This window comes from Luteibacter sp. ME-Dv--P-043b, assembly GCF_030209605.1.
Lineage (GTDB): Bacteria > Pseudomonadota > Gammaproteobacteria > Xanthomonadales > Rhodanobacteraceae > Luteibacter.
The window spans coordinates 1-22,334 of sequence record NZ_JARVRT010000037.1; the positions used below are offsets into that span (position 1 = coordinate 1).

Sequence of the window (22,334 nt, forward strand, 5' to 3'; positions counted from 1 at the left end):
GGCCCCGAGGGGGCTACCCGCCGGCTCTTCCCAAGACTGAGGTGGGTTGTGACGCGAGCGGTCGCAGACGTGCAGGGTGTGGCGTCGCCGCTTTGTTGGCTTTTCGCCCACATCGTGGGCTCCTACCTCACGGGTAGGGCCGGTTGTGGCATATCCAACGATTGATCTGCCTTCTGGGGGTAGGAGCACACGCACGTGCGCGAACCCTCGACGTATCTAAGGCGACCGATGCCATGCACACCAGGCAAGCGAGCGTTCCCAGCAACGAAGCGAAACCCCGCTCTTCGCTCTCCCCCCACGCAACCTCAGTGTCAGGAAGAGCCGGCGGGTGTCACCCTCGGGGCCGGTAGCCGCAGGCGAGGGCTTCGAACGGATAAGGCCCGAAGGGGGCCGGCCAGGACGGCCGGCCATTTTCGCTGAGCCATGGATGGCGAATCGAAAATCCCCGTTCGAAGCCCGACCCGGGCCCGAAGGGCAATCAATACATGGCCGCGGAGCGGCTTTCCTTGACGGGTCGCCGCAGGCGTGGCCCCGAGGGTGGCACCCGCCGGCTCTTGCTCCACAGCCCAAGGCCCATAAAAAAACCCCGCTGTCTCCAGCGGGGTTTTTCGTGTGACCTGCAAGCCAGAGGCTTACTTGGCCATCGTCGGCGCGGTGCCGGCTTCGGCCGGAGCCGCGGCGGTGCTGGCCGGGGCGGGAGCCGAGGACGAGCCGGCGGGAGCCGATTCTTCCAGGCCCGGCTGCTTCAGGCCGGCTTCCTGCTCGGGGGTCTGGTCCGGCAGGTTGTCGCCCTGCAGCGGCAGGTAGACCTCGAACTTCTGCTCATCGTAACCCTCGACCGTGCCCTTGTTGTTGACCGGCGCCTTGACCTGGATGTCATAGGCGCGGAACGACACGTCGTCGAACTTGTAGCCGTGGGTCTGCGAGTAGGCTTCCAGCATCTGACGGGTCTGCGGCAGGCCCGCGCCGGTGCCGTTCCACTCGGCCTTCAGGGCCTTGCCACCGAAGGCGAGCACGGCCTTGACGTTGCCGTCCACGATCACGCGACCCAGCTTGTCCTTGCTGCCCGGTGCGGCGGCGGTGTCGCCCGCGGCGGGGGCGGCGGCGGTCGATGCCTCGGCCGGAGCCGTGGTGTCGAGTGCCGGACGCTGCGCGGCGGTGAGCTGCACGTCCTGACCGTTGATCTTCAGCGTGGTGGCGTCGATCTCGGCGGCCACGTCGAAGTTGTAGTTCTGGTCGCCCCAGTTCGTGGTGAAGGTGATGCGCGGGCCGACGATGTTCACGCCCAGCTTCTTCGCCGCGGCCTGCAGTTCGCCCATCGCCTTGTCCGACGCCGCATCGACGTCGTCGAGGGTGCGCGGAGCGGTGGTGGAGACGAACAGGATCGGCTTGGCAGGCTGCTCGGCGATAGCCGGGATCATCTTGCTGTAGTCGATGTTCGGGATCGCCGCCATCAGGTTCTGCAGGTTGGACAGGCTGAACTGGATCAGCGCGTCCGGATCGCCATGGATGTAGAGGTTGGAGAAGCGGTTGACCAGGTTGAAGCCGTAATCGACATCGTAGGCCCACTTCACCTTCACGAGCTTCTGGCTGCGGCCAGTGCGCTCGAGGTTGATGGTGAACTTCTTGTCGTTACCGCGCCAGCCGTTGTTGACCGTCCACACAATGGTGCCCTTGCCGGCATCGGAGATCTTGGAGAAATCCGGATCGATGGAGGCGACTTCGAGCGAGCCGTCACCCATCTTGGGATCGCCGGCCTTCCAGGAGATCTTTGCGCCCGGGCCATAGGCCTTGCCGGAAAGTTCGAACTGGACCTTGGGATCGAGGGAGCGAAGGGCTGTGTAGTCCGGGAATCGACGGAAGTTGCTGAAGACGTCGTAAACCTGGCGCAAGTCCTTGCTGATCAGCATTTCGCGCTCGACGTGTCCCGTCGAGGGCATAGCCACACCGGCAACGACGCCCAAAATGGCGACGATGACGAGGGCAACGATAAATTCTAACAGACGCGTCATTCCACGGTTCTCCGAACGTCTTACGAACAGGCTCCGCACACGGACGGTTGCCGCATGGTCACCCCTGAAGAATCGGCCCGTGGCTTGGGGTTAGCCAGTGCCGAAAGAGCCGATGGTAGCTGCTCCCGGCGGGGAACGCCATTGGGTCCCCTGCCCTTTTTCGCAAGCCTGCACAAGCGGATTTTCGGCCGGAAACCGGCCAGCCATCGCCCCTGCGCCCGGACAGAGTCAGACGATGCCCATTTCCAGGGCCTTCAGCACCGCACGGGTGCGGTCGCGAACACCCAGTTTGGACAGGATGTTGGAGACGTGATTCTTCACCGTGCCCTCCGCCACCCGCAGCGAATTGGCAATCTCCTTGTTGCTGTAGCCCCCCGAAAGGAGGCGCAGGATCTCGGTTTCGCGTTCGGTGAGCGGGTCGGGCTGTTCCAGGCTGGAGAACTGGTTCTGTATCCGGCCCACCCCCGCCAGCAGGCGCTGGGTGACCATCGGTGCCACCAGCGAGCCGCCGGCCGACACCGTCCGCACGGCCTCCACCAGTTGGTCGAGCGAGACGTCCTTCAGCAGGTAACCCCGCGCGCCGGCCTTGAGGCCCGAGAGCACCAGCTGGTCGTCATCGAAGGTGGTCAGGATGATGGTTGGCGGCAGCTCGTTGCGCGCGCCGAGGGTCTGCAGCACGTCCAGCCCGCTCATGTTGGGCATCCGCAGGTCGAGCAGCACCACGTCGGGGCGAACCTGGGGAATCATCTGCACCGCCTGGGCGCCATCGGCGCATTCGGCGACGACACGGATGTCCCCGGCCAGGTCCAGCAAGGAGCGGATGCCCTGGCGCACCAGGTTCTGATCGTCGACGAGGCAGACGGAAATCATGGATGGCCCTCGGAAGGAACGGAAAGTGTGGCACGCGGGACGGCCTCGGCGTCATCCGGGACCTCCAGCGTGTGACGCGTCGGCGCATGGGCCAGCGCGGGCTCCTCGCCCAGGGGCAGGCGCGCCGTGAGGGCGAACCCGCCCGCAGGATCGGCACCGAAACGGAGCGTGCCACCGAACTCGGCGAGCCGCTCGCGCATGCCGTTCAGGCCGTTGCCCGGGTGGAACGGATGATTGCCGCGCCCGTCGTCGCGCGCGTCCAGGCACAACTCGTCGGGTCCGGTATGGCGGAACACCAGCCAGAGGTTGCGCGCATGGGCATGGCGCACCGTATTGGTGAGGATTTCCTGCGCGCAGCGCAGCAGCATCTGGGCCCGTCGGGGGTCCTCGACGCCGAAGCGCGGCGGCACGCTCAGGTGCACCTTCAGCCCGGGCACGCCCTCGGTCAGGCTGCGCAGCGCCTGGGTGAGGTCGATGGCATCGTCCTGGCGCAGTTCGCTGACCACCTCGCGTACGTCGGCCAGCAGCTGCTTCGCGGTCTTCTGCGCCTTCAGCACGTGCTCGCGGGCCGTGTCGTTGGTGAGGTGGCTGGCCACCTCCAGGTTCAGGCTGAGCGCGGTCAGGTGGTGGCCGACCAGGTCGTGCAGGTCGCGCGCGATGCGCATGCGCTCGGCGATGCGGGTGGATTCGGCCAGCAGGGCACGGGTGGCACGCAGTTCCGCGTTGAGCTGGCGCAGTTCCTCGCGCTCGTCGGCCTGCTGGCTGGCGATCAGGGAAGCGATGAACATCAGCGCCGAGAACCCGAAATAAAGCACCGCCTGCATCACCGAGGCCACCAGGGGCCAGCCGACGGCCGCATAGAACAGCGGGATCAGCGCCACGTGCGCCAGCACCATCCAGGCCATGGCCAGCGGCAGGCTGATGATCCACGGCACCACCGCGGCCACGATGACCAGCAGCAGGGCGCTGACACCGCTCTTGCTGAGCCCGCCCACCGCCAGCGCGGTGCCCGTGAGGATCAACAGCACCGCCACGCGGGTGAAACCGTCCACCCGGGAGCCCAGCTGGCGGGTCAGCAGGCCATAGACCACACCGAACACCAGGTAGCAGGCGATCCAGGCCAGCAGGGCCATGTCGCCGATCTGGCCCGGCTGGTTGCCGGCGCGCTGGATCGACAACGGCAGCCCGGCGCACAGGTACGCCAGGTAGGTGGCGTAGCGCAGCAGCCGCACGTGGTTGAACTGGAGCTTGGACATGACCGCATCATAGGGCGGCACGGGACAAGGCCGTAACCTGACGGATGGCACGGGGACCAGACCGGCCGGACGCCGGTGAGCTTTTAACTAGCGGTTAACAGCGGGCGCCGGGCCGTCGCGACTGGCATGCATACAGCGCCTACCGACGCTCCCCATGCCATAATGCGGGTCATCCGCGACCCGGGGGTCGCTTTCCAAGAACACTCAAGCGGAGCAACGAATGGCCCTTGCCATCCGCGACGTGCGCGAGCACGACCTGGATGCCGTGCTGGCGCTCAATAACGAGGCAGGCACCGGCATCCTCGCCACGGACATGTCCCGCCTGCGGCACCTCTACGACGTCGCGCACTATTTCCGCGTGGCCGAACAGGACAGCCGCATCCTCGGCTTCCTCATCGCCATGCGCCAGGATGCCGATTACGCCAGTCCCAATTTCCGCTGGTTCCAGGCCCATTACGAAAGCTTCGTGTATATCGATCGCATCGTGATCGCTTCCGAATTGCGCGGCCATGGCCTGGGCCGCATCTTCTACTGCGATGTGCAGAGTTACGCCGAGGTACGTGTGCCGCTCCTGACCTGTGAAGTTTTCCTGGAACCCCGCAACGACCAGACCGTGCTCTTCCACGGCACGATGGGCTTCCAGGAAGTGGGCCAGCAAAAGATGGGCCACGACGGCCCGAAGGTCAGCCTGCTCGCCCGCGAGCTGCCCAGTTTTCCCTTCGTACGCGAACGCTACCTCGAACAGGACGGCCTGCCCGCCGTGCCCTGGCTGAGCGAGCGCGAGCCGCCGGCCGCCGCGCAGGTGAACGCATGAACGCCCGCGCCGAAACCCTCGACAGCGCCTGCGACCTGCGCTTCGGCCAGGTCGGCATCGCCTGCGTGCGCCTGCGCCGCGTCGATGCCGCGGCCCTGGTCGAGGAACTGGAACGCCGCGTGCGCGCCGCGCCGCAGATGTTCAACCGCGCCGCGGTGGTGCTCGACCTCTCGCACCTGCCCAAGCTGCCCGACGACGGCATGGTGGATGCCCTGCTCGAGGCCATCCGCAGTGCGGGCATGCTGCCGGTGGGCATCGCCTACGGCACCGCCGAGACCGAGGCCCTCGCCGAGCGCATGAACCTGCCGCTGATCGCCAAGTTCCGCGCACAGTACGAGCCTGCCTCAGGCGATGCCGCCGTGCAGGTCGCGCCGCCCGCGCCCGGCCGCGTGGAAGCCGCCCGCGCGCCGCTCGACGACAACGACACCGATATCACCGGTGCGATCACCGCGCAGCACCACACGGGCAGCGCGGTCCGCTCCGGCCAGCAGGTCTATGCGCGCGATCGCGACCTCGTGGTCACCGCCGCCGTGGCCAACGGCGCGGAAGTGATCGCCGACGGCTCCATCCATGTCTACGGCAGCCTGCGCGGACGGGCCATGGCCGGCGCCCAGGGCGACGAATCGGCACGCATCTTCTGCTCCGATTTCCGCGCCGAGCTGGTCGCCATCGCCGGGCACTACCGCGTGTTCGAAGACATGCCCAAAGAATTCGAGGGCCAGCCCGTGCAATGCTGGCTCGACAGTGGAAAACTCATGGTCGCGCGGCTCTGATGCCGTCCGTCGCAGTAACATTCGGAGACATCTCTTGACAGAAATCATCGTCGTCACCTCCGGCAAGGGCGGAGTCGGCAAGACCACCACCAGTGCCTCCCTCGCCACCGGTCTCGCCATGCAGGGCAAGAAGGTCGCGGTCATCGACTTCGACGTCGGCCTGCGCAACCTCGACCTCATCATGGGCTGCGAGCGCCGCGTGGTGTACGACTTCGTCAACGTCGTACACGGCGAGGCCACGCTCAAGCAGTCGCTGATCAAGGACAAGCGCCACGAAAACCTGTTCGTGCTGGCGGCCTCGCAGACCCGCGACAAGGATGCGCTGACCCAGGAAGGCGTGGAAAAGGTGCTCGACGAACTGGCGAAGGAAAACTTCGACTTCGTCGTCTGCGACTCCCCGGCGGGCATCGAGAAAGGCGCCCACCTGGCGATGTACTTCGCCGACCATGCCGTGGTCGTGGTCAACCCCGAAGTATCCTCGGTGCGCGACTCCGATCGCATCCTCGGCCTGCTGTCGAGCAAGACGCGCCGTGCGGAAAAGGGCGAGGCCCCGATCAAGCAGCACCTGCTGCTCACCCGCTACAACCCCAATCGCGTCGAAGCCGGCGAGATGCTCAGCGTGAAGGACGTCGAGGACATCCTCGGTATCAACGTCGTGGGCGTCATCCCGGAATCGGAAAACGTGCTGGCCGCGTCCAATGCCGGCGTACCGGTGATCCTCGACGACAACTCGAACGCCGGTGCCGCCTACAAGGACACCGTAGCGCGTATCCTCGGCGAAGAGCGTCCGCTTCGCTTCCTCGAGCCGGTCAAGAAGGGCTTCCTCAAGCGCGTGTTCGGAGGTTGAGCATGGGTATCCTCGATTTCCTGAAGCGTAAACCCGAAGCGACGGCCGGCGTCGCGAAAGAACGCCTGCGCATCATCGTCGCCCAGGAGCGCTCGACGCGCGGCGGTCCCGACTACCTGCCGCTGCTGCGCAACGAGCTGCTCGAAGTCATCCGCAAGTACGTCAACGTCGATGTCGAGGCGGTCAACGTCACGCTCGAGCGTGACAGCGGCCACGAAGTGCTCGAACTCTCCGTGGCCCTGCCGGACGGCAAGTCCGCGATATGAGTTCGTCCGATCCCGCCGACGCGGTCCTCCGCGTCGGCGACATCGGCTTCGACGAACCACGGCAACGCCTGCTCGATTTCGGCCTCACCCTCATCGAGGTCGCCGACGGCGAAGCCATTCCCGGCAGTTATTGGGGCGACACCGAAGCCGGCATCATCGGCACGACGGTCTACGCCCGCGCCGACACCCCCGTTCACTCCCTCCTCCACGAAGCCTGCCACCTGATCGTGCTGCCGGCGGAGAAGCGTGCGCTCGTGCATACCGACGCCACGGACTCGATCGAGGAAGAGGATGCGACCTGCTACCTGCAGATCGTGCTCGGCGGGCAGCTGCCCTCGGTGGGCAGTGCAAGGATCATGGAAGACATGGATCGGTGGGGATATACCTATCGCCTGGGCTCGACGCGGGCGTGGTTCGAGCAGGATGCGACGGAAGCGAGGACGTTTCTTGTGGAGCGTGGGTTGCCGGTGGGCTGATATCGCCTGCCAGCAGCGAAGCGCCCACTCACCCCGGCTCATTCCGCTCGATCTGCGACACCACCGACGACGCCGCGCACGCTTTCGCAAGCGCCAGCCGCCTCCGCTCCAGCGACGCATACCAGAGCCACGCCGCCAACCCGATCAGGCAGATCGACGTCGCCCCCATGGCCAGCGTCAGCATGCTGGCCGACAGTGCCGGTGAGAGCACGCCGGCAACCAGCGCCGTGAGGATCAGGCTGCCGAACGCCTGCACCGAGGACACGCCGCCGCGCTGATCCGGGAAACGGTCCAGCAGCAGGAGCGTCAGTGTCGGGAAGGCCAGCTGCACGCCGCAGCCGTAGAGCGCCAGTGGCAACGTCGACCATGGCACACGCGGATGATCCAGCGTCAGCGCCAGGATGAGGTTGATCGCGCAGGACGAGAGCATCGACACGTAGCCCCACGACACCGTGCGCGCCGCACTCACCCGGCCGGCCACGCGGCCGGAAATGAACGCACCGAAGACCATGCCGCTGACCACCGGCACGAACAGCCATGGGAAGCCACTCGCGCCCAGGCCGAGCAAATCGCGGATGAGGTGGGGTGCGGAGGCGATGTACAGGAACAGGCCCGCGAAGTTCACCGAGGCGGCGATGGCCAGCGGCCAGAACGGAAGGTCGCCGAGGATGGCGGCGTAGCCGTGCAGCAGCGGTCGCGGCCGGAACACGGTGCGGCGCTCGACGGGATGCGATTCGACGAGGAAATACGCCACGCCCAGCGTCAGCAGCATGGTGAAGCCGGTCAGGGCCCAGAAGATGCCGCGCCAGCCGTCGATGCCCAGTAGCCATGCGCCGACGATGGGTGCAATGGCGGGGGCCACGCCGAAGATCATCATCACCTTCGACATCATCCGCTGGGCTTCCTCGCCGTGCATGCTGTCACGCACGACGGCACGCCCGACCACGATGCCCGCGCCGCCGCACAGGCCCTGCAAGACGCGGCAGGCCAGCAGGAAAGCGAAGCTGGGGGCCATGGCCGCGCCGACCGAGGCCAGGGTGTAGATGGCCATCGAGATCACGATGACTGGCTTGCGCCCGTACGCATCGGACAACGCGCCATGGAAGAGGCTCATCACCGCGTAGGCCAACAGGTAGACGCTGAGCAGCTGCTGCAGCGCCACGTCGCCGACATGGAAATCGCGGCCGATATCGGGGAAGCCGGGGAAGATGGCGTCGATCGAGAACGGCCCGATCATCGAGAGGGCCGCGAGCAGGAACGGCAGGTAACGCCTCGGATCGCGCGGCGCGGGATTCATTCGGCAGCCAATACGTGCAGGGACTTGCGAGTATACCGGCAAGGTACTGCGGCCCTCCCCCTTCCGCGGCAAAGGCACCCATAATCGGGGTGTCCTAACGTAGCGGGGGGTGATGTGGCTTACACCGGTTTCCTGGCCGTGGGTATCGGCGGCGCCGTGGGCAGCCTGTTGCGCTGGTGGCTGGCGCTGGCGCTCAATCCGCTGTTTCCCGACGTGCCGCTGGGCACGCTGTGCGCCAACTTGGCCGGCGCCCTGCTGATGGGCGTCACGCTGGGGGTGTTCGACCATTTCCAGACCTTGCCGGCCGAAGCGCGCCTGCTGGTCGCCACCGGTTTCCTCGGCGGCCTGACCACCTTTTCGACCTTCTCCGCCGAGTCCGCGGGGCTGTTGCTGCGCCAGCAGTACGGGTGGTTTGCCGCGAACGTGGCCGTGAACGTGGCCGGCTCCATCGGCCTGACCATTACCGGGCTGATGATCGCCCGCGCCCTGCTGAGGCACGCCTGACATGACAAGCGCAACGCACGGGGCCGTCGACGACGGCCTGGTCGATACCGACGTCCCCGCGCGGCTGGACCGCCTGCGCTGGGGTCGCTTCCACACACTGGTGGCGGTCGCTCTGGGCATCACCTGGGTGCTCGACGGGATGGAGGTCACCATCACCGGCTCGATCGCCGGTGCGCTCAAGTCCAGCCCGGTGCTGCACCTGACCGATGGCCAGGTCGGGCTGGCAGGCAGCCTTTACCTCGTCGGCGCCGTCGTCGGCGCGCTGTTCTTCGGCTGGCTGACCGACCGTCTGGGACGGAAGAAGCTGTTCACGATCACCCTGGGGCTCTACCTCGTGGCGACCGCGGCCACCGCCTTCTCGCCCAACTTCCTCACGTTCGTGATCTTCCGCGCGCTCACCGGCGCGGGCATCGGTGGTGAGTACGCGGCGATCAATTCGGCGATCCAGGAGCTGATCCCCGCGCGCTACCGTGGCCATACCGATCTGGTCATCAACGGCAGTTTCTGGATCGGCGCGGCCATGGGCGCGCTGGCCGCCGTGGGCCTGCTCGACACGGGCTGGGTTTCCGCGGAGCTTGGCTGGCGACTTACCTTCGGGCTGGGCGCCGTGCTGGGCCTGGGCATCCTCTTCCTGCGGCGGTGGATTCCGGAAAGCCCGCGCTGGCTGATGCTACATGGCCGGGTCGCCGAGGCCGAGGCCGTGGTGGCCGACATCGAGCGCCGGCTGGACGCGCCGCCGCCGGACAAGCCGCTACCCCGCCTGCGCCTGCGTCCACGCGGGCTGTCGATGGGCGACGTCGCCACCACCCTGTTCCGCGTCTATCCGAAGCGGACGGTGCTCGGGCTGGTGCTGATGGCCACGCAGGCGTTTTTCTATAACGCCATCTTCTTTACCTATGCGCTGGTGCTGGGGCGCTTCTACGGCGTCAGCGACGCCGATGTGGGCCTTTACCTGTTGCCGTTCGCGGCGGGCAATTTTCTCGGCCCGCTGTTGCTCGGGCGGCTGTTCGACACACTGGGACGGCGACCGATGATCGTCGCGACGTACACCTTGTCGGGCCTGCTGCTGTTCGTCACGGCGTGGCTCTTCGTCCACGGCTACCTGGATGCGCGCACGCAGACGATGGCGTGGAGTGTGGTGTTCTTCTTCGCGTCGGCGGCGGCCAGTTCCGCGTACCTCACCGTGAGCGAAAGCTTTCCGCTGGAGCTGCGCGCGCTGGCCATCGCCCTCTTCTATGCGTTCGGCACGGCGCTGGGCGGCGTGGCCGGCCCCTGGCTGTTCGGCCAGCTCATCGGCAGCGGCGAGCGCGCCGCGATCGGCTGGGGCTACGTGCTGGGCGCCTCGCTGATGCTGGTCGGCGCACTGGCAGCCGGACTACTTGGTATCGCCGCCGAGCGACGCTCCCTCGAAGACATCGCCGCGCCGCTGGGTCGCGCGGACTGAGCCAACGAAGCGCTTGCGCAGCAGGCCCCGGATGAAGTGCCAGGCGGGTGCGGGATCATCCAGGCGGAACACGTGCAGGTCGGCGCGCAGCCATTCGATAACCAGGCGTATCCAGCCGGGATGCTGCGCCGCGGGCGAGCAACGCACGCTGGCGATGTCGTGGTACAGGTCGATGCAGCTGCCGGTGCCGTAGTCGGATGGTGCGCGTGTCACGGGCAGGCCCTGGGCATCTTCCCAGGCCATGGCGCAGACGTTGACCCCGCGACGCGCCGCGAACTCCACGTAGGTCCAGGCGCGCGTGTTCACCTCGATCAGGCGCCATGCGCCATCGCGCGGGTCGCGCTTGAACTCGGCGCTGAAGATGCCCCGGTAGTCCAGCCCGTCGAGTACGCGGCGGATGCTGTCCACGGCCTCCGGCACGGCGGACAGCGGCACGGCGTGCGAGCAGGAACTGTTGCCGAAGTCCGGTGGTGACATCCGCCGGCGCTGCCGCGCGAACAGGCCCGCATACCCGCCCCGCCCATCGCGGAAGCCGTCGACGAAGACGTGTTCGCTGGGCGGTCCGGGCACGTATTCCTGCGCCATGACCCGGAACCCCTGCGCATGGAAACGTGCCCACGCCTCGCGCAGCGCGTCGGCGCCCTCGACCCATAGTCCCTTCACGCCCGTGACATCGCTGAACTTCTGCGAGTTGACCGGTTTGAGGAAGACCCGCCCCAGGGTGTCGAACGGAATGACATCGACGTCGCCGGCGTGCGTCAGCCGGAAAGTGCGCGGGTGCGGTACGTGGATCGCCTTGAGGTAGCCGGCAAACGCCGACTTGTCCTGGAGCAACCGTTGCGCCTCGCGGCTGGCGGTGCTGACCGGGAAGCGCCAGCCCAGCGCGGTGTGCGGCAGCTCGGCCAGCCAGAGCGCCGCGTCGTCCGCGCCGGCAATGATCACCGCGCGCGGCAGGAAGCATCCCGCCAGGGCTTCCAGCGCGTGCTGTCCCGGCGAGCCGTCCCATGCCGGGCACCCCGGCACGGGTCGGAAATAACGCGATCGGGTGACCAGGTCGTTACGCGGGCAGGCCACGTACGCGGCAATGCCGGCAAGCTCCAGGCTACGGAGGATACCCAGCGCCGTCGGCCCGCGCCCCATCACGATGACCGGCAACCGCGGCTCCGTCTGCATCTGGCCTCCCATATGAGGGTGGCGCCGACATGGCGCCCCTTGGAGGGCCAATGTGCCACCCCACCCCTATCAGGCACAGATCGCCAGACGACCTATACCGAGCGGACGAGGTCGGTCAGACCGGGGCGTCGGCCACGGCAAACGGCAGCACGCCGGGCTCGCGTGCCTCGGCCGGGCGGCGCGCCGGCGGGGCCTGGCGGGGTGTCGGCGCGGTGGGCGCGGTACGGCCGATGGTGATGTTCTTGGACGCCCGCACCTCGCGGTTGGCGAAGGTCCAGATCTCGCCCGTGGCCGTAATGAATACCGTCCAGTAGAGGTCGGATTCGGGGCCGTAATCGATCAGGAAATGGGCAAAACCCTCGCCTTTGGGCGTATTCATGGGCAGCGGCGGATTCAGTTGCAGCATGGGCGTCTCCTCGTGCAGACCTTTTAACCGGTCGGGCCGTGGCGAATGGGTGAACGTGCCGTGGTTCACGCATCACCCGATACGGACAGCATTTCCCCGGCCAGCCCGGTAAAATGCCGGCTTAACGACAGACAGCCAGTCCACCAGGGGAAGCCAGCACGTGCAGTCACGCAATTTCGAGGTATCGGTGGTCCAGCCCGGTGGCAAGGTCGCCATCGAGATCCAGTTCAACGAGAAGATCCACGGTCTTTCGGGCGACACGTTGTGGCTGTCGCTCGAGGCGGACACCACGGTCGAGAGTGCCGAGGCGTTGCGCGAGCTGCTGGAGTGCATCGGTCACCGCATCACGGTGACGAACGTACGCTCCTGACCGGCGCACCGGCGCCGTCCTTCACGGCCACCGCCAGCGGCACCACGGTCGATATCAGCCGGTGATTGGTGCCGTGCACCTTGCCGCAGCCCATGCACTTCCGCGTCGTACCCAACCCGCGCCGTGCCGCGCGCGGCGAACCCAGCAGACAGCCGCATACATAACACGCACCCAGCACGCCGCGCTCCCACAGACGAAGGCGTACCAGCTGGAAGGCGGCCAGGGCCGCAGCCACGACGGTGCCGAGACCGAGCAGCCAGCCCGGGAGGTTGGAATACAGGGAGGCCAGGCCGAAGGGTCCGGGCATCTGCTGGGCCGCCTTGGTCACACCGGCCGCCAGCGCGCCCGCGCCGAGGGCCAGCAGGCTCGGCACGAACAACCGGAAGTACATGCGCCCGACGTAAGACATGTTGCGTCACCCCCTGCCCACCGGCGTCCGCCGGCGGGTGGAGAGTGTCGCTAACGGGGTCTAGCCGCCGTGAAACGGGAGCGTTGCCGCCCTCAGGCGGTGGGAGCGCTCCCGAACGACGGCGGACGGTCGGCCAGGGCCTTGCCGAACGCCATGTTGGGCTGGTCGCCCATCACGAACGCGAGCGTGCCGCCGGCTTCCAGGTCCTTGTGTGCGATCCAGCTCTTCGTCCAGGGCTGGCCGTTCCACGTGACCGACTGGATATAAGGACGACCCGGTCCGTTGTCCTTCGCCTCGATCACCAGCGTGCGGCCGCCGCCGACCTGCACTTCCGCACGGTCCAGCAGCGGGCTGCCGAACACGTAGTGGGTGCTGACTGGGTCGACCGCGTACAGGCCCATCGCGCTCATGATGTACCACGCGCTCATCTGGCCGCAGTCCTCGTTACCGGGAAGGCCGTCGGGCTCGGGCAGGTACATCGTCTCCAGCAGCATGCGCACGCGCGCCTGCGTCTTGTGGTGCGCGCCGGTGTACGCGTACAGGTAGGGCATGTGGTGGCCCGGCTCGTTGCCGAACGCATACTGGCCCACCATGCCGGCAATGTCGGGCGGCGCGTCTTCCGGCAGCGTGGGATCGGCGTTGAACAGGGCATCCAGCTTCGTCTCGAATGCCTGGCTGCCACCGAACAACGCCATGTAGTTGTACACATCGTGCTGGTTGAGGAACGTGGCCTGCCAGGCGTTCGACTCGGTGAAATCGCGCCACCGCTTGGAGTGGCCGATCGCGATCGGATCGAACGGCTGCACCCAGGTGCCATCCTCGGCGCGCGGGCGCACGAACTGCATGTCCTTGTCGAACACGTGGGCGTAGTTCTGCGAGCGCTTGCGCAGCAGCGCCGCGTCGTCGCTGTGCCCCAGGGCCTCGGCCATGTGCGCGACGGCCCAGTCGTCATACGCGTATTCCAGCGTCTTGCTGGCGGCCTCGCCTTCCTTGTCACTGGGTACGAAACCCAGCTTCCGGTAATAAGGCAGGCCGAAGTAATCGTCCTGCATGGCGCGGCGGCGGAACACCGGCCAGGCTTTCTCGTAGTCGATACCCTTGAAGCCCTTGGCCTGCGCTTCCGCCACCACCACCGCGGAGTGGTAGCCGATCATGCAAACCGTCTCGATGCCCTGCAGCGGCCACACCGGTGCACCGCTGGGGCTTTCCGCTGCCAGACGGACCAGGCCGTCGACCAGGTCGGGCACGCGATCGGACTGGTACAGCGTGAACAGCGGATGCTCGGCGCGGTAGGTGTCCCACAGCGAGTAGGTGCTGTAGTTGTGGCGGCCTTCCGGCAGCGTGTGCACCGCCTTGTCCATGCCGCGGTAGCGGCCGTCCGCATCGCTGAACACCGTGGGCGCCAGCATGGTGTGGTACAGCGAGCTGTAGAAGGTGCGCTTGATCTTGTCGGAACCGGATTCGATGGTGATCTTCGACAGTTCCTGGATCCACTCGGCTTCGGCCGCGGCGCGGATGCCGTCGAAATCCCAGCCCGGCATCTCGCTGTCGAGGTTGCGCATGGCGCCATCGATGTCCACGCCCGAGATACCCACCTTCACCAGCAGCGGTGCCGACGACGCCTTGTCGAAGTGCAGCGCGGCCTTGAGGTTGTCGCCCTTGGCAGTGGCAGTGCCCGCGGGCAGCGCCTTGTCGTTGTCATACAGGGTGACATGCGTGGCGGGACGCGACAGCTTCATGGCGAAGTAGATCACGCGACCGGAAGCCCATTGCCAGACCCGGCGACCACCGACCAGCGTATCGTTGCCGACCACGCTCAGCTGCACGTCGCTGACCCTGGCCGGCTGGTCCAGCGCATCCGTATAGCCATGGGCCATGTCCAGCAGCACGTGGGCATCGCCCTCCTTGCCGAAGGTGTAGCGATGCATGCCCGCGCGCAGCGTCGCGGTCAGCTCCGCCAGGATGTCGAAACGGGTGAGCTTCGCGCGGTAGTAGCCCGGATGCGCCTGCTCGCCCGTGTAGTGCGAGCGGTAACCCTTCACGCCGCTGCGGTAGCCTTTCTCGGGCTTGCCGTTGCCCTGCTTCACGGCATCGAAGCGGGAGACGTAGTTCACGCCGTCGAAGTCGCGGTCGCCCGGCTGCAGCAGCACGGGGCCCATCGAGGGCATGACCAGGAAGTCGAGCATGTCGGCCGCGCCCGTACCGGACAGGTGCGTGTGCGAGAAGCCCATGATCGAGCCGTCACCCTGGTGGTAGCCGGATGATCCGTCCCACTGGGCGTTGTTCGTGTCGGGGCTGAGCTGGACCATGCCGAAGGGCCGGGTCGCACCGGGATAGGTGTGACCGTGGCCGCCCGTGCCGACGAAGACATCGACGTAGCGCAGGATGCTGTCACTGGCGGCGGCGCCACCGGATGACGGGGCTTTCAGGCCTTGCTGCACTCCACCGGCCAGCGCGGTGAGGGAGCCTAGCTGACCGATGGCGGTGGCGGCGGCCACCCCTTGCAGAAAACGTCGACGGGTAACCATGAATCGCTCCAGCGGGGTGTCGCGTCAGACGCGACGCAGGGTGTCGGGGTGCTTGTCGGCCAGATGGACGACCAACTCGCCAAACAGGGTGTTGGCCCAGGCGAACCATGAGCGCGTGAACTGTTTCGGATCGTCCTGATCGAACGCCTCGTGCATGAAACCGCTACCGGCGTGGGTGGTCTTCAGCCAGTGCAGGCACTGGCGAATCTCCGCCGTGTCGTCCGTGGTGAAGGCCTTCATCATGATCGACATGGGCCAGATCATGCGCAGGCCCTCGTGCGGGCCACCGATGCCTTCGCCAGCCTTGCCCTTGAAGAAATACGGGTTGGCAGTGCTCCACACGCGCTGTCGCGTGCGCGCATAACGCGCGTCGTACCTGGTGGTTTCCAGGTAAGGCAGCGCGAGCAGGCTGGGCACGTTGGCGTCGTCCATGAACAGCTGGTTGCCGTAGCCGTCCACCTCGTAGGCCCAGAAATCGTCCTGGCCGTCGTGCATCACGCCGTGGCGCTCGACCGCCGCCTCGATCTCGTCGGCCAGCGCACTGGCGTCGCTGGCGAATGCCTGGTCGCCGAACAAGGTGCCGTGCATCTGGGCGAGACGCCGCAGGGTAACCACCGCGAACAGGTTGCCGGGAATATTGAACGGATACAGCGTGGCGTCGTCCGACGGACGGAACATCGCGTGGATCATGCCCACCGGGCGCGTGGGCTGCCCGTAGCCGTGCAGGAACTGGCTCTCGGTCGGGTTGGGCGACGGACGCTGGAAGTGATAAGGGCCGGTGCCGTCCTTGCGCTGCTGTTCGCGGAAGGTGGTGACGATGCTGCGCGTGGCGGCACGCCAGGCGTCGTCGAAGGGCTCGCGGTCACCGGTGGTCTGCCAGTAGCCGTGAGCGAGGCGCACGGGATAGCACAGCGAATCGATTTCCCATTTGCGCTCGGCCACGCCGGGACGCATGTCGGTCATGTCGGACTGCGCCCATTCAAGCTTGCTCTTGCCCTTGGGGTCGGGCAGGAACGCGTTGGCGTAGGGATCGATCGCGATGCAACGGGCCTGGCGGCGGATCAGCCCGCGGAACAGCTTGCGCAGGGCTTCGTCCTTCGCGGCCAGCGGCAGGTACGGCCAGACCTGGGCGGACGAATCGCGCAGCCACATCGCATCGATGTCGCCGGTGACCACGAAGGTATCCTCGTAACCGTCCAGGCGGCCCACCTCCACCGTGGTGTCCAGGGTGTTCGGGAAGCAGTTCTCGAACAGCCAGGCCAGCTCGGGGTCCGCGATCTTCTTCTTCGTGGAAGCGATCAGCGCCTCCACGGCGGGGCTGGTGAACTTGCGCTTGCCCACCGCCGGCCGCTGGCTGGTGAAGCGCGAAGCCGCCGAGGCGCCCAGGCTGACCCCGCCGATCATCGCGGCGCCCGGCGCGAGCGACAGCCACTTCATGAGGTTGCGACGGGAGGGATTCACGGCGTGGTCTCCTTCAGGGCATCGACGAGCGAGCGTACCGTGATCGCGCGGCGAAGGGCATCGATATCGGTGGCGCCTTCGACCGCAATGTCCATGCTTTCGCCGGGTAGCAGGTCGAACGCGTTATCGGACAGGCGCAGGTCGAGGTTACCGGTGTCCACCCAGACCGCGCGAGCGAGACGCTTCGCGGTAACCGTCACCACGAGCCCGTGGCCGTCGTCATGCACCGTGGTGGTCAGTGCCGGCGCCGGCAGGGCCAGCGTGCGCGCCGCGCCGAAGTACAGCAGGTGATGGGCGACCACCTTGCCCTGCTCCAGCAGGTCGAAGGCGACGACCGTCTTGCGCGGATCGGCGCCTTTGAGCAGGGTGGCGTCGTCGGCAGACAGCGCCTTGGTGCTGGACAGCGCGGCGGCACGCACGGGCTGGCTGCTTTCCCGCAGCATCTTGCCGGCCATGTCGTAGACGCGCGTGCGCAGCGTGGCCTCGAAGTCGGTGGTGCGATCGGATACGGCAAACACCTGGGTCGTGCCGTCGCGGCGCAGCGGCACCACATCGACCGGCGCATAGAAGCGCTTGGCGTGGAACTGCAATGCCTTCCAGCGATTGAAGTAGTCCACGCTGGCCCACGAGGCACCGGGCCAGACATCGTTCAACTGCCAGTACAAGGTGCCCATGTTCTGCGGGCGCGCGCTGCGCAGGTGCTCGGCGGCCAGTTCGATGCCTTCGGCCTGCATCACCTGACTGAGATAGACGAACGAGGGAAAATCCTTCGGTTCGCCGTACTCCTGGCGGATGTACAGCAGCAGACGCTGGTTGCCATCGCCGTTGGCGAACTTCTGGTGGGCGCGCATCACGGTCGATTCGGGCTGCATGTCGCCTGGCTCGGCGAACGCCTTGATGGTGGCCATGACCGGGAACGACTGCAGGCCGTACTCGGACTGGAAACGCGGCGTGATGTCGAGGTAGTGCGAGATCGGCTCGGAGCCGGACCATACCTTCCAGTAATGCATGTCGCCATCGTTCTGGACGTTGGCCGGGCCTTCGAAGTCGGTGCTGGGCGAGCTGGCCCAGTACGGCACCTGGGGCGACAGGTCGGCCACCACCTTGCGCAGCGTGCTGCCGAACAGCGTGCGCATGCCGGCCTCGACCTTCTTCACCTCGTCGCCGTTGACGAACTTCTGGAAGTCGATGCGATCGGGCCATTCCTCCCAGCCGGTCTGCACTTCGTTGTTGCCCGCCCACAGCACGATGGACGGATGGTCGCGCAGGCGTGTGACCTGTTCTTCCGCCTCGATGCGGCTGCTTTCGCCGAAGGCGGTGTCGTACGGCGTGACGGCACCGCCGAACATGAAGTCCTGCCAGATCATCAGGCCCATGCGATCGGCGGCGGCGTAGAACGCATCATCCTGGTAGGTACCGCCGCCCCACATGCGCAGCATGTTCATGTTGGCGTCCTTCGCCGAGCGCAGGATCGCCTCCAGCCGCTCGCTGGATACCCGCGAGGGGAACGCATCGTAGGGGATCAGGTTGGCGCCCTTGGCGAACACGGGCACCCCGTTGACCACGAAGGCGAAACCCCTGCCCCACTGGTCCTTGTCGCGGCGCAGCTCCACCGTGCGCAATCCGGTCTCGCGATCGGCCTCGGCCAGCGTCGCGCCAGCGGCTTCCACCGTAGCGTGGAAACGATAGAGGTTGGGATCGCCGTAACCGACCGGCCACCAGCGCTGCGGACGATCGATGGTGAGCGGCACGTCGACGTGGTTCTCGCCAGCCTTCAGGGTCACGTCCTGCTGGGCCGTGCCGGTCTTGCCGTCGGGCGCGGTCCACTGCACCTTCAGCGTGGCTGCCATGGCCTTGTCGACACGCAGGTCGAACTGGCTTTCCAGCTTCGCCGCCGCGGCATCGACCTGGGCCTGCGCGATGTGGAAATCGGCGACGCGCAGGGTGTCCCAGGATTGCAGGTGCACGGGGCGCCAGATGCCCAGGGTGACGTAGCGCGGACCCCAGTCCCAGCCATATTGGTAGTTGGCCTTGCGTACGTAGTTGGAGGTCTGCTTGCCCTTCGGCTCGTCACCGAAGGAGGAATCGAATTCGCCCGGCAACGCATACGGCTGCTTCAGCAGCCACGGTTGCATGCGTGCGATCGGCGATTGCAGGTGCACCGTGAGCGTGTTCGTGCCGGCATGCAGCGTGTCCTTCACCGGCACGCGCCAGCGACGGAACATATTGTCTGCGGACAGCAGCTTCTTGCCGTTGAGGCTGACCTCGGCATAGGTGTCGAGGCCGTCGAAAACCAGATCGACGTGACCCCGCCGGAGCGTGGCCACGTCGACGTCGAAGTCCAGCCGGTAATCCCAGTCGGAGAGGCCGATCCATTGCAGGCGGGATTCGTTGTCACGCCAGAACGGATCGGGAATCTGCTTCGTGGCCAGCAGGTCGGTCTGCACGGCGCCGGGGACGGTGGCGGGTTGCCAGTCGTGCAGGCGCTCGCAGGAGGTCTTGCATTGTTTCAGTTGGGCTAGCCGCGTTGCGGCATCGCGGACATCGTCCGCTCCTACAGGGGCGGTTGCTGGTTTGGCCTCGGGAGCGAGGCGGAAGCGCCAGCCGGCGGAGAGGTCCCTCTCCGTCGGCGTGGTCGCACTGGCGGCGCCGGCAACGAGCCAGGCCACCAGCACCAGACAACCGCGGGGCATCACAGCTTGAAGCCCATGGTCATCATGTAGGTGCGGCCGTTCTTGTAGGCATTGAGCGGCTGCGCGGGCGTGTTGTTGTAGACCATGTACGTCTCGTCCAGCAGGTTGGTGGCATCGAGCGAAAGGCGGATATGGTCGTTGACCTGGTAACCCACCGTGGCGTCCAGCTGACGGAAGATACCCGTGATCTGCTGCGACTGCAGCTGTGCGATCGAGGTGAAATACGACGAGCGCCAGCTGTAGGTCAGACGCGCGCTCCACGGGCCCTGCTCGAAGAACGGCGACAGGTTGAACGAGTTCTTGGAGTTGTAAGGCAGCGGGAAGTCGTTGCTGGTGTCGGCGTCGGAGTAGGTGTAGTTGGCCAGCATGCCGAAGCCATAGGCGAAGTTCTGCTGGTAGGTGAGCGACAGGCCCTTGACCTTGGCCACGCCGGCGTTGACCGGCACCTGCATCTGGTACACGTCGTCGCGCTGTTCGGTCAGGTTGTACTGCGTCTGCGCCACATTGGTGTTGAGGATGTAACCGGAGATGCGGCGGAAGAACAGCTCGGCCGACAGCACGCTGTTCTCCGAGAAGTACCACTCGGCAGAGGCGTCGTAGTTGGTCGACTTGTACGGCTGCAGGTCGGTGTTGCCCGCCGAACCGGTGAGGCTGCGGTCATCCAGCGCCACGTACGGCGTCATCTGCTGGTAGCGCGGGCGGGCGATCGTCTTGGCGGCGGCGAAACGCAGGGTCACGTCCTCGGCGGCGTCATAGGCGATGTTGAACGACGGCAGCCAGTCGTGATACGCGCTGCGCTTGTTCACCGGCGTGTAGTTGTTGTTGCCGATGCTGTTGTAGCCGTTGACAGTGTCACGCGTGCGGAAATAACGCGCGCCGATGTTGCCGCGGTAGCCGTCGCCGGCAAAGTCGCCCTGGATGTAGAAGGCGCGGTTCTGTTCGGCGATGCTGTAGGTGGCCTTCGGATCGAGCGCGGTGCTGGTGACCAGGCTGGAGACATAGGCCTTCATCAGGCCCGGGTTGATCGTGGTCCAGTCACCCATGTTGCCGGCCGAGTTCAGGCCATCGAGGTAACCGCTCGGCGTGCCGCCGTCGGCCAGGTTGGCCAGCGACGTACCGGCATAGGCCGTGCTCGGGATGCTGGCGTTGTACGCATCCTGGCCGTCCAGGTGGTTGGTGGCCTTGATGCCCACCGAGACCTGGTTCAGCGGGCCCCAGGCCACGTCGTGCGAGAAATCGGCCTGGAAATAACGCTCGCGATCGTAGCTGGGCGCGTAGCTGTAGCCGGCGCCATGCGCCAGCGCGGCCGACGGGTTGTCCGGGCTGTTGTAGTTGATCTGCGGATGCTGGCCATCGAGGTTGTAGTTGAAGCCCCCGAAATTCTGGAACTGCATGTTCCAGATGCCATCGGAACCGCCGGTGGAACCGGTGTAGCCGACCTGGCTCGAAGCCGTCCAACCGTCACCGAACCAGTCGGCGCGCAGGTTGGCGACGCCGGTGTTCACCGTCGAGTCGCGCTCGTAGCCGTCGAGGTAGGTCGAGGTACCCGGGCCGTAGCTGCCGGTGGTGGCCACGCCGTTCTGGAAGCCCAGCGCGGTGGCGTCGGCGGCGGAGCCGGACCATTCGCCGTAGTGGCTCTGGTTGAAGTTGTTGAACTTCTCGGTGACATACAGGCCGGTGAAGTTCAGCTCGAACGCATCGTTCGGCTTCCACTGCAAGCCGGTGGAAACGCCGTCGCGCTTGCGACGCTGCTGGAACCACGCGGTATTGACCGCCGTCGGGTACACGCCCTGCTGGTTGGGCGGCACCACGGCCGGGTTGAACTGGTGGTCCGGGTTGGTATCGGTCGGATCGTTGACCCGCTGGTAACCGAACACCTCGGTGCCCTGGCGGTCGATGATCTTGTCCGAATGCATGAGCGAGCCCAGCACGCCGAACGTGTTGTCCTGGTTCTTCCAGCTATACAGCACCGATGCGTTCGGCTTGCCCTTGTCGGCGCGGTCGTTGTAACCGTAGCTGACGGTGCCGGTCAGGGTGTTGGCCTTCAGGTCCAGCGGACGGCGCGTGTTGACGATCACGGTACCGCCGATCGAGCCCTCGTCGATGTTCGCCTGCGGCGTCTTGTAGACCTGGGCGTTACCGATGATCTCCGAGGTGAGCAGGCTGTAGTTGAACGAGCGGCTGTCGGGGTTGTTCGGGTCGGACGTCCAGTTGGTCGAAGCCACGGTCTGGCCGTTGAGCAGCAGGCGGTTCAACGCGGGATCGGTGCCCAGGATGCTGACCTTGTCGCCTTCGCCGAAGTTGCGATCGACGCTGATGCCCGGCAGGTGCGACAGCGATTCGGCCACGTTGGTGTCCGGGAACTTGCCCACGTCTTCGGCCGAGATGGCGTCGACGATGGAGTCGGCATTGCGCTTGAGGTCCAGCGACTTCTGCAGGCTGGCGCGGATGCCGGTCACGGTGACGCCGGTGAGGTTGGCGGCGTCCTGTGGCTTGGCATTGGCGTCGCCCGGCTTGGCCGGGGTGGGGTTGGCCGTGCTGGACGACTGAGCGGGGCTGGTGGCGTCCTGGGCGGACACGCTGCCTGCGGCGAGGAGGCCAGTGAGGATGGCCATGGAAAGTGCGCTGATGCGGGGGTTCACATCGATCTCCTGCGGGGATGGTGACGCCGCCCGGGAACCTGCGCCTTGCGCCTTCGCCCCCTGACGTCGCGTGCTGTTCGTCGCGCACCGTGA

At 66.4% G+C, this 22,334-nt stretch carries 19 protein-coding genes; 8 read left to right on the plus strand and 11 right to left on the minus strand.

What is annotated here, in order from left to right:
• Positions 1 to 632: 632 nt before the first annotated feature.
• From QRN34_RS16725 to QRN34_RS16735, 3 genes are all read right to left on the minus strand, one after another.
• On the minus strand, positions 633 to 2,012 hold the full coding sequence (locus tag QRN34_RS16725; protein ID WP_285406220.1) for a polyketide cyclase: 1,380 nt from the start codon (positions 2,010 to 2,012) through the stop codon (positions 633 to 635).
• 228 nt (positions 2,013 to 2,240) lie between these two features.
• Positions 2,241 to 2,882, minus strand: coding sequence for a response regulator transcription factor (locus tag QRN34_RS16730; RefSeq protein WP_036140086.1), 642 nt, complete (start codon positions 2,880 to 2,882; stop codon positions 2,241 to 2,243).
• Positions 2,879 to 4,138, minus strand: coding sequence for a sensor histidine kinase (locus QRN34_RS16735; protein WP_285406223.1), 1,260 nt, complete (start codon positions 4,136 to 4,138; stop codon positions 2,879 to 2,881). The genes QRN34_RS16730 and QRN34_RS16735 overlap by 4 nt, the downstream gene beginning before the upstream one ends.
• A gap of 220 nt (positions 4,139 to 4,358) precedes the next feature.
• Here QRN34_RS16735 and QRN34_RS16740 point away from each other — a divergent pair, with 220 nt between their 5' ends.
• The 5 genes from QRN34_RS16740 to QRN34_RS16760 are packed head-to-tail and all read left to right on the plus strand — an operon-like array spanning position 4,359 to position 7,314.
• On the plus strand, positions 4,359 to 4,952 hold the full coding sequence (locus QRN34_RS16740; RefSeq protein ID WP_285406226.1) for a GNAT family N-acetyltransferase: 594 nt from the start codon (positions 4,359 to 4,361) through the stop codon (positions 4,950 to 4,952).
• On the plus strand, positions 4,949 to 5,725 hold the full coding sequence (gene minC, locus QRN34_RS16745; RefSeq protein ID WP_285406228.1) for a septum site-determining protein MinC: 777 nt from the start codon (positions 4,949 to 4,951) through the stop codon (positions 5,723 to 5,725). Before QRN34_RS16740 ends, minC begins: the two co-directional genes overlap by 4 nt.
• 34 nt (positions 5,726 to 5,759) lie before the next feature.
• Positions 5,760 to 6,572 (plus strand): septum site-determining protein MinD, encoded by an 813-nt coding sequence (minD, locus tag QRN34_RS16750; RefSeq protein ID WP_036140080.1) that lies wholly within the window; start codon positions 5,760 to 5,762, stop codon positions 6,570 to 6,572.
• A 2-nt stretch (positions 6,573 to 6,574) separates the two neighbouring features.
• Positions 6,575 to 6,838: a cell division topological specificity factor MinE gene (gene minE / locus QRN34_RS16755; RefSeq protein WP_285406232.1), complete on the plus strand. Its 264-nt coding sequence runs from the start codon at positions 6,575 to 6,577 to the stop codon at positions 6,836 to 6,838.
• Positions 6,835 to 7,314, plus strand: a complete 480-nt coding sequence (locus tag QRN34_RS16760; protein WP_285406234.1) for a hypothetical protein — start codon at positions 6,835 to 6,837, stop codon at positions 7,312 to 7,314. The genes minE and QRN34_RS16760 overlap by 4 nt, the downstream gene beginning before the upstream one ends.
• 28 nt (positions 7,315 to 7,342) lie before the next feature.
• Here the strand turns inward: QRN34_RS16760 and QRN34_RS16765 are convergent, their stop codons facing one another.
• Positions 7,343 to 8,611, minus strand: a complete 1,269-nt coding sequence (locus tag QRN34_RS16765; protein ID WP_285406236.1) for a multidrug effflux MFS transporter — start codon at positions 8,609 to 8,611, stop codon at positions 7,343 to 7,345.
• 114 nt (positions 8,612 to 8,725) lie between these two features.
• Between QRN34_RS16765 and crcB the strand changes: the two genes are divergently transcribed.
• Entirely contained in the window at positions 8,726 to 9,115 is a 390-nt protein-coding gene (gene crcB / locus QRN34_RS16770; protein ID WP_285406239.1) for a fluoride efflux transporter CrcB, read from the plus strand.
• Position 9,116: 1 nt separating this feature from the next.
• Entirely contained in the window at positions 9,117 to 10,559 is a 1,443-nt protein-coding gene (locus QRN34_RS16775) for an MFS transporter (protein ID WP_285406241.1), read from the plus strand.
• Here QRN34_RS16775 and QRN34_RS16780 read toward each other — a convergent pair.
• Together QRN34_RS16780 and QRN34_RS16785 are read right to left on the minus strand one after the other, a co-directional pair.
• Positions 10,491 to 11,732 (minus strand): hypothetical protein, encoded by a 1,242-nt coding sequence (locus QRN34_RS16780; protein ID WP_285406244.1) that lies wholly within the window; start codon positions 11,730 to 11,732, stop codon positions 10,491 to 10,493. The two genes, QRN34_RS16775 and QRN34_RS16780, sit on opposite strands and share 69 nt — an antisense overlap.
• A 115-nt stretch (positions 11,733 to 11,847) precedes the next feature.
• Positions 11,848 to 12,138 carry a hypothetical protein gene (locus QRN34_RS16785; RefSeq protein WP_285406246.1) on the minus strand — a complete coding sequence of 97 codons (291 nt, stop codon included), beginning with the start codon at positions 12,136 to 12,138 and terminating at the stop codon, positions 11,848 to 11,850.
• Between the two features lie 160 nt (positions 12,139 to 12,298).
• On the opposite strand from QRN34_RS16785, the gene QRN34_RS16790 reads away from it, so the two are divergent.
• Entirely contained in the window at positions 12,299 to 12,508 is a 210-nt protein-coding gene (locus tag QRN34_RS16790; protein WP_285406248.1) for a hypothetical protein, read from the plus strand.
• Here QRN34_RS16790 and QRN34_RS16795 read toward each other — a convergent pair.
• The 5 genes from QRN34_RS16795 to QRN34_RS16815 form a co-directional block, all read right to left on the minus strand.
• Positions 12,483 to 12,917 carry a hypothetical protein gene (locus QRN34_RS16795; RefSeq protein ID WP_285406250.1) on the minus strand — a complete coding sequence of 145 codons (435 nt, stop codon included), beginning with the start codon at positions 12,915 to 12,917 and terminating at the stop codon, positions 12,483 to 12,485. The genes QRN34_RS16790 and QRN34_RS16795 overlap by 26 nt on opposite strands.
• A gap of 92 nt (positions 12,918 to 13,009) precedes the next feature.
• On the minus strand, positions 13,010 to 15,445 hold the full coding sequence (locus QRN34_RS16800; protein ID WP_285406252.1) for a GH92 family glycosyl hydrolase: 2,436 nt from the start codon (positions 15,443 to 15,445) through the stop codon (positions 13,010 to 13,012).
• 24 nt (positions 15,446 to 15,469) lie between these two features.
• A complete protein-coding gene (locus QRN34_RS16805; protein WP_285406319.1) occupies positions 15,470 to 16,882 on the minus strand; it encodes a glycoside hydrolase family 125 protein in 1,413 nt (470 codons plus the stop codon).
• Between the two features lie 20 nt (positions 16,883 to 16,902).
• Positions 16,903 to 19,599, minus strand: a complete 2,697-nt coding sequence (locus tag QRN34_RS16810; RefSeq protein ID WP_285406254.1) for a glycoside hydrolase family 2 protein — start codon at positions 19,597 to 19,599, stop codon at positions 16,903 to 16,905.
• Positions 19,599 to 22,214, minus strand: coding sequence for a TonB-dependent receptor (locus QRN34_RS16815; protein WP_345782915.1), 2,616 nt, complete (start codon positions 22,212 to 22,214; stop codon positions 19,599 to 19,601). Before QRN34_RS16815 ends, QRN34_RS16810 begins: the two co-directional genes overlap by 1 nt.
• Between the last annotated feature and the right edge of the window lie 120 nt (positions 22,215 to 22,334).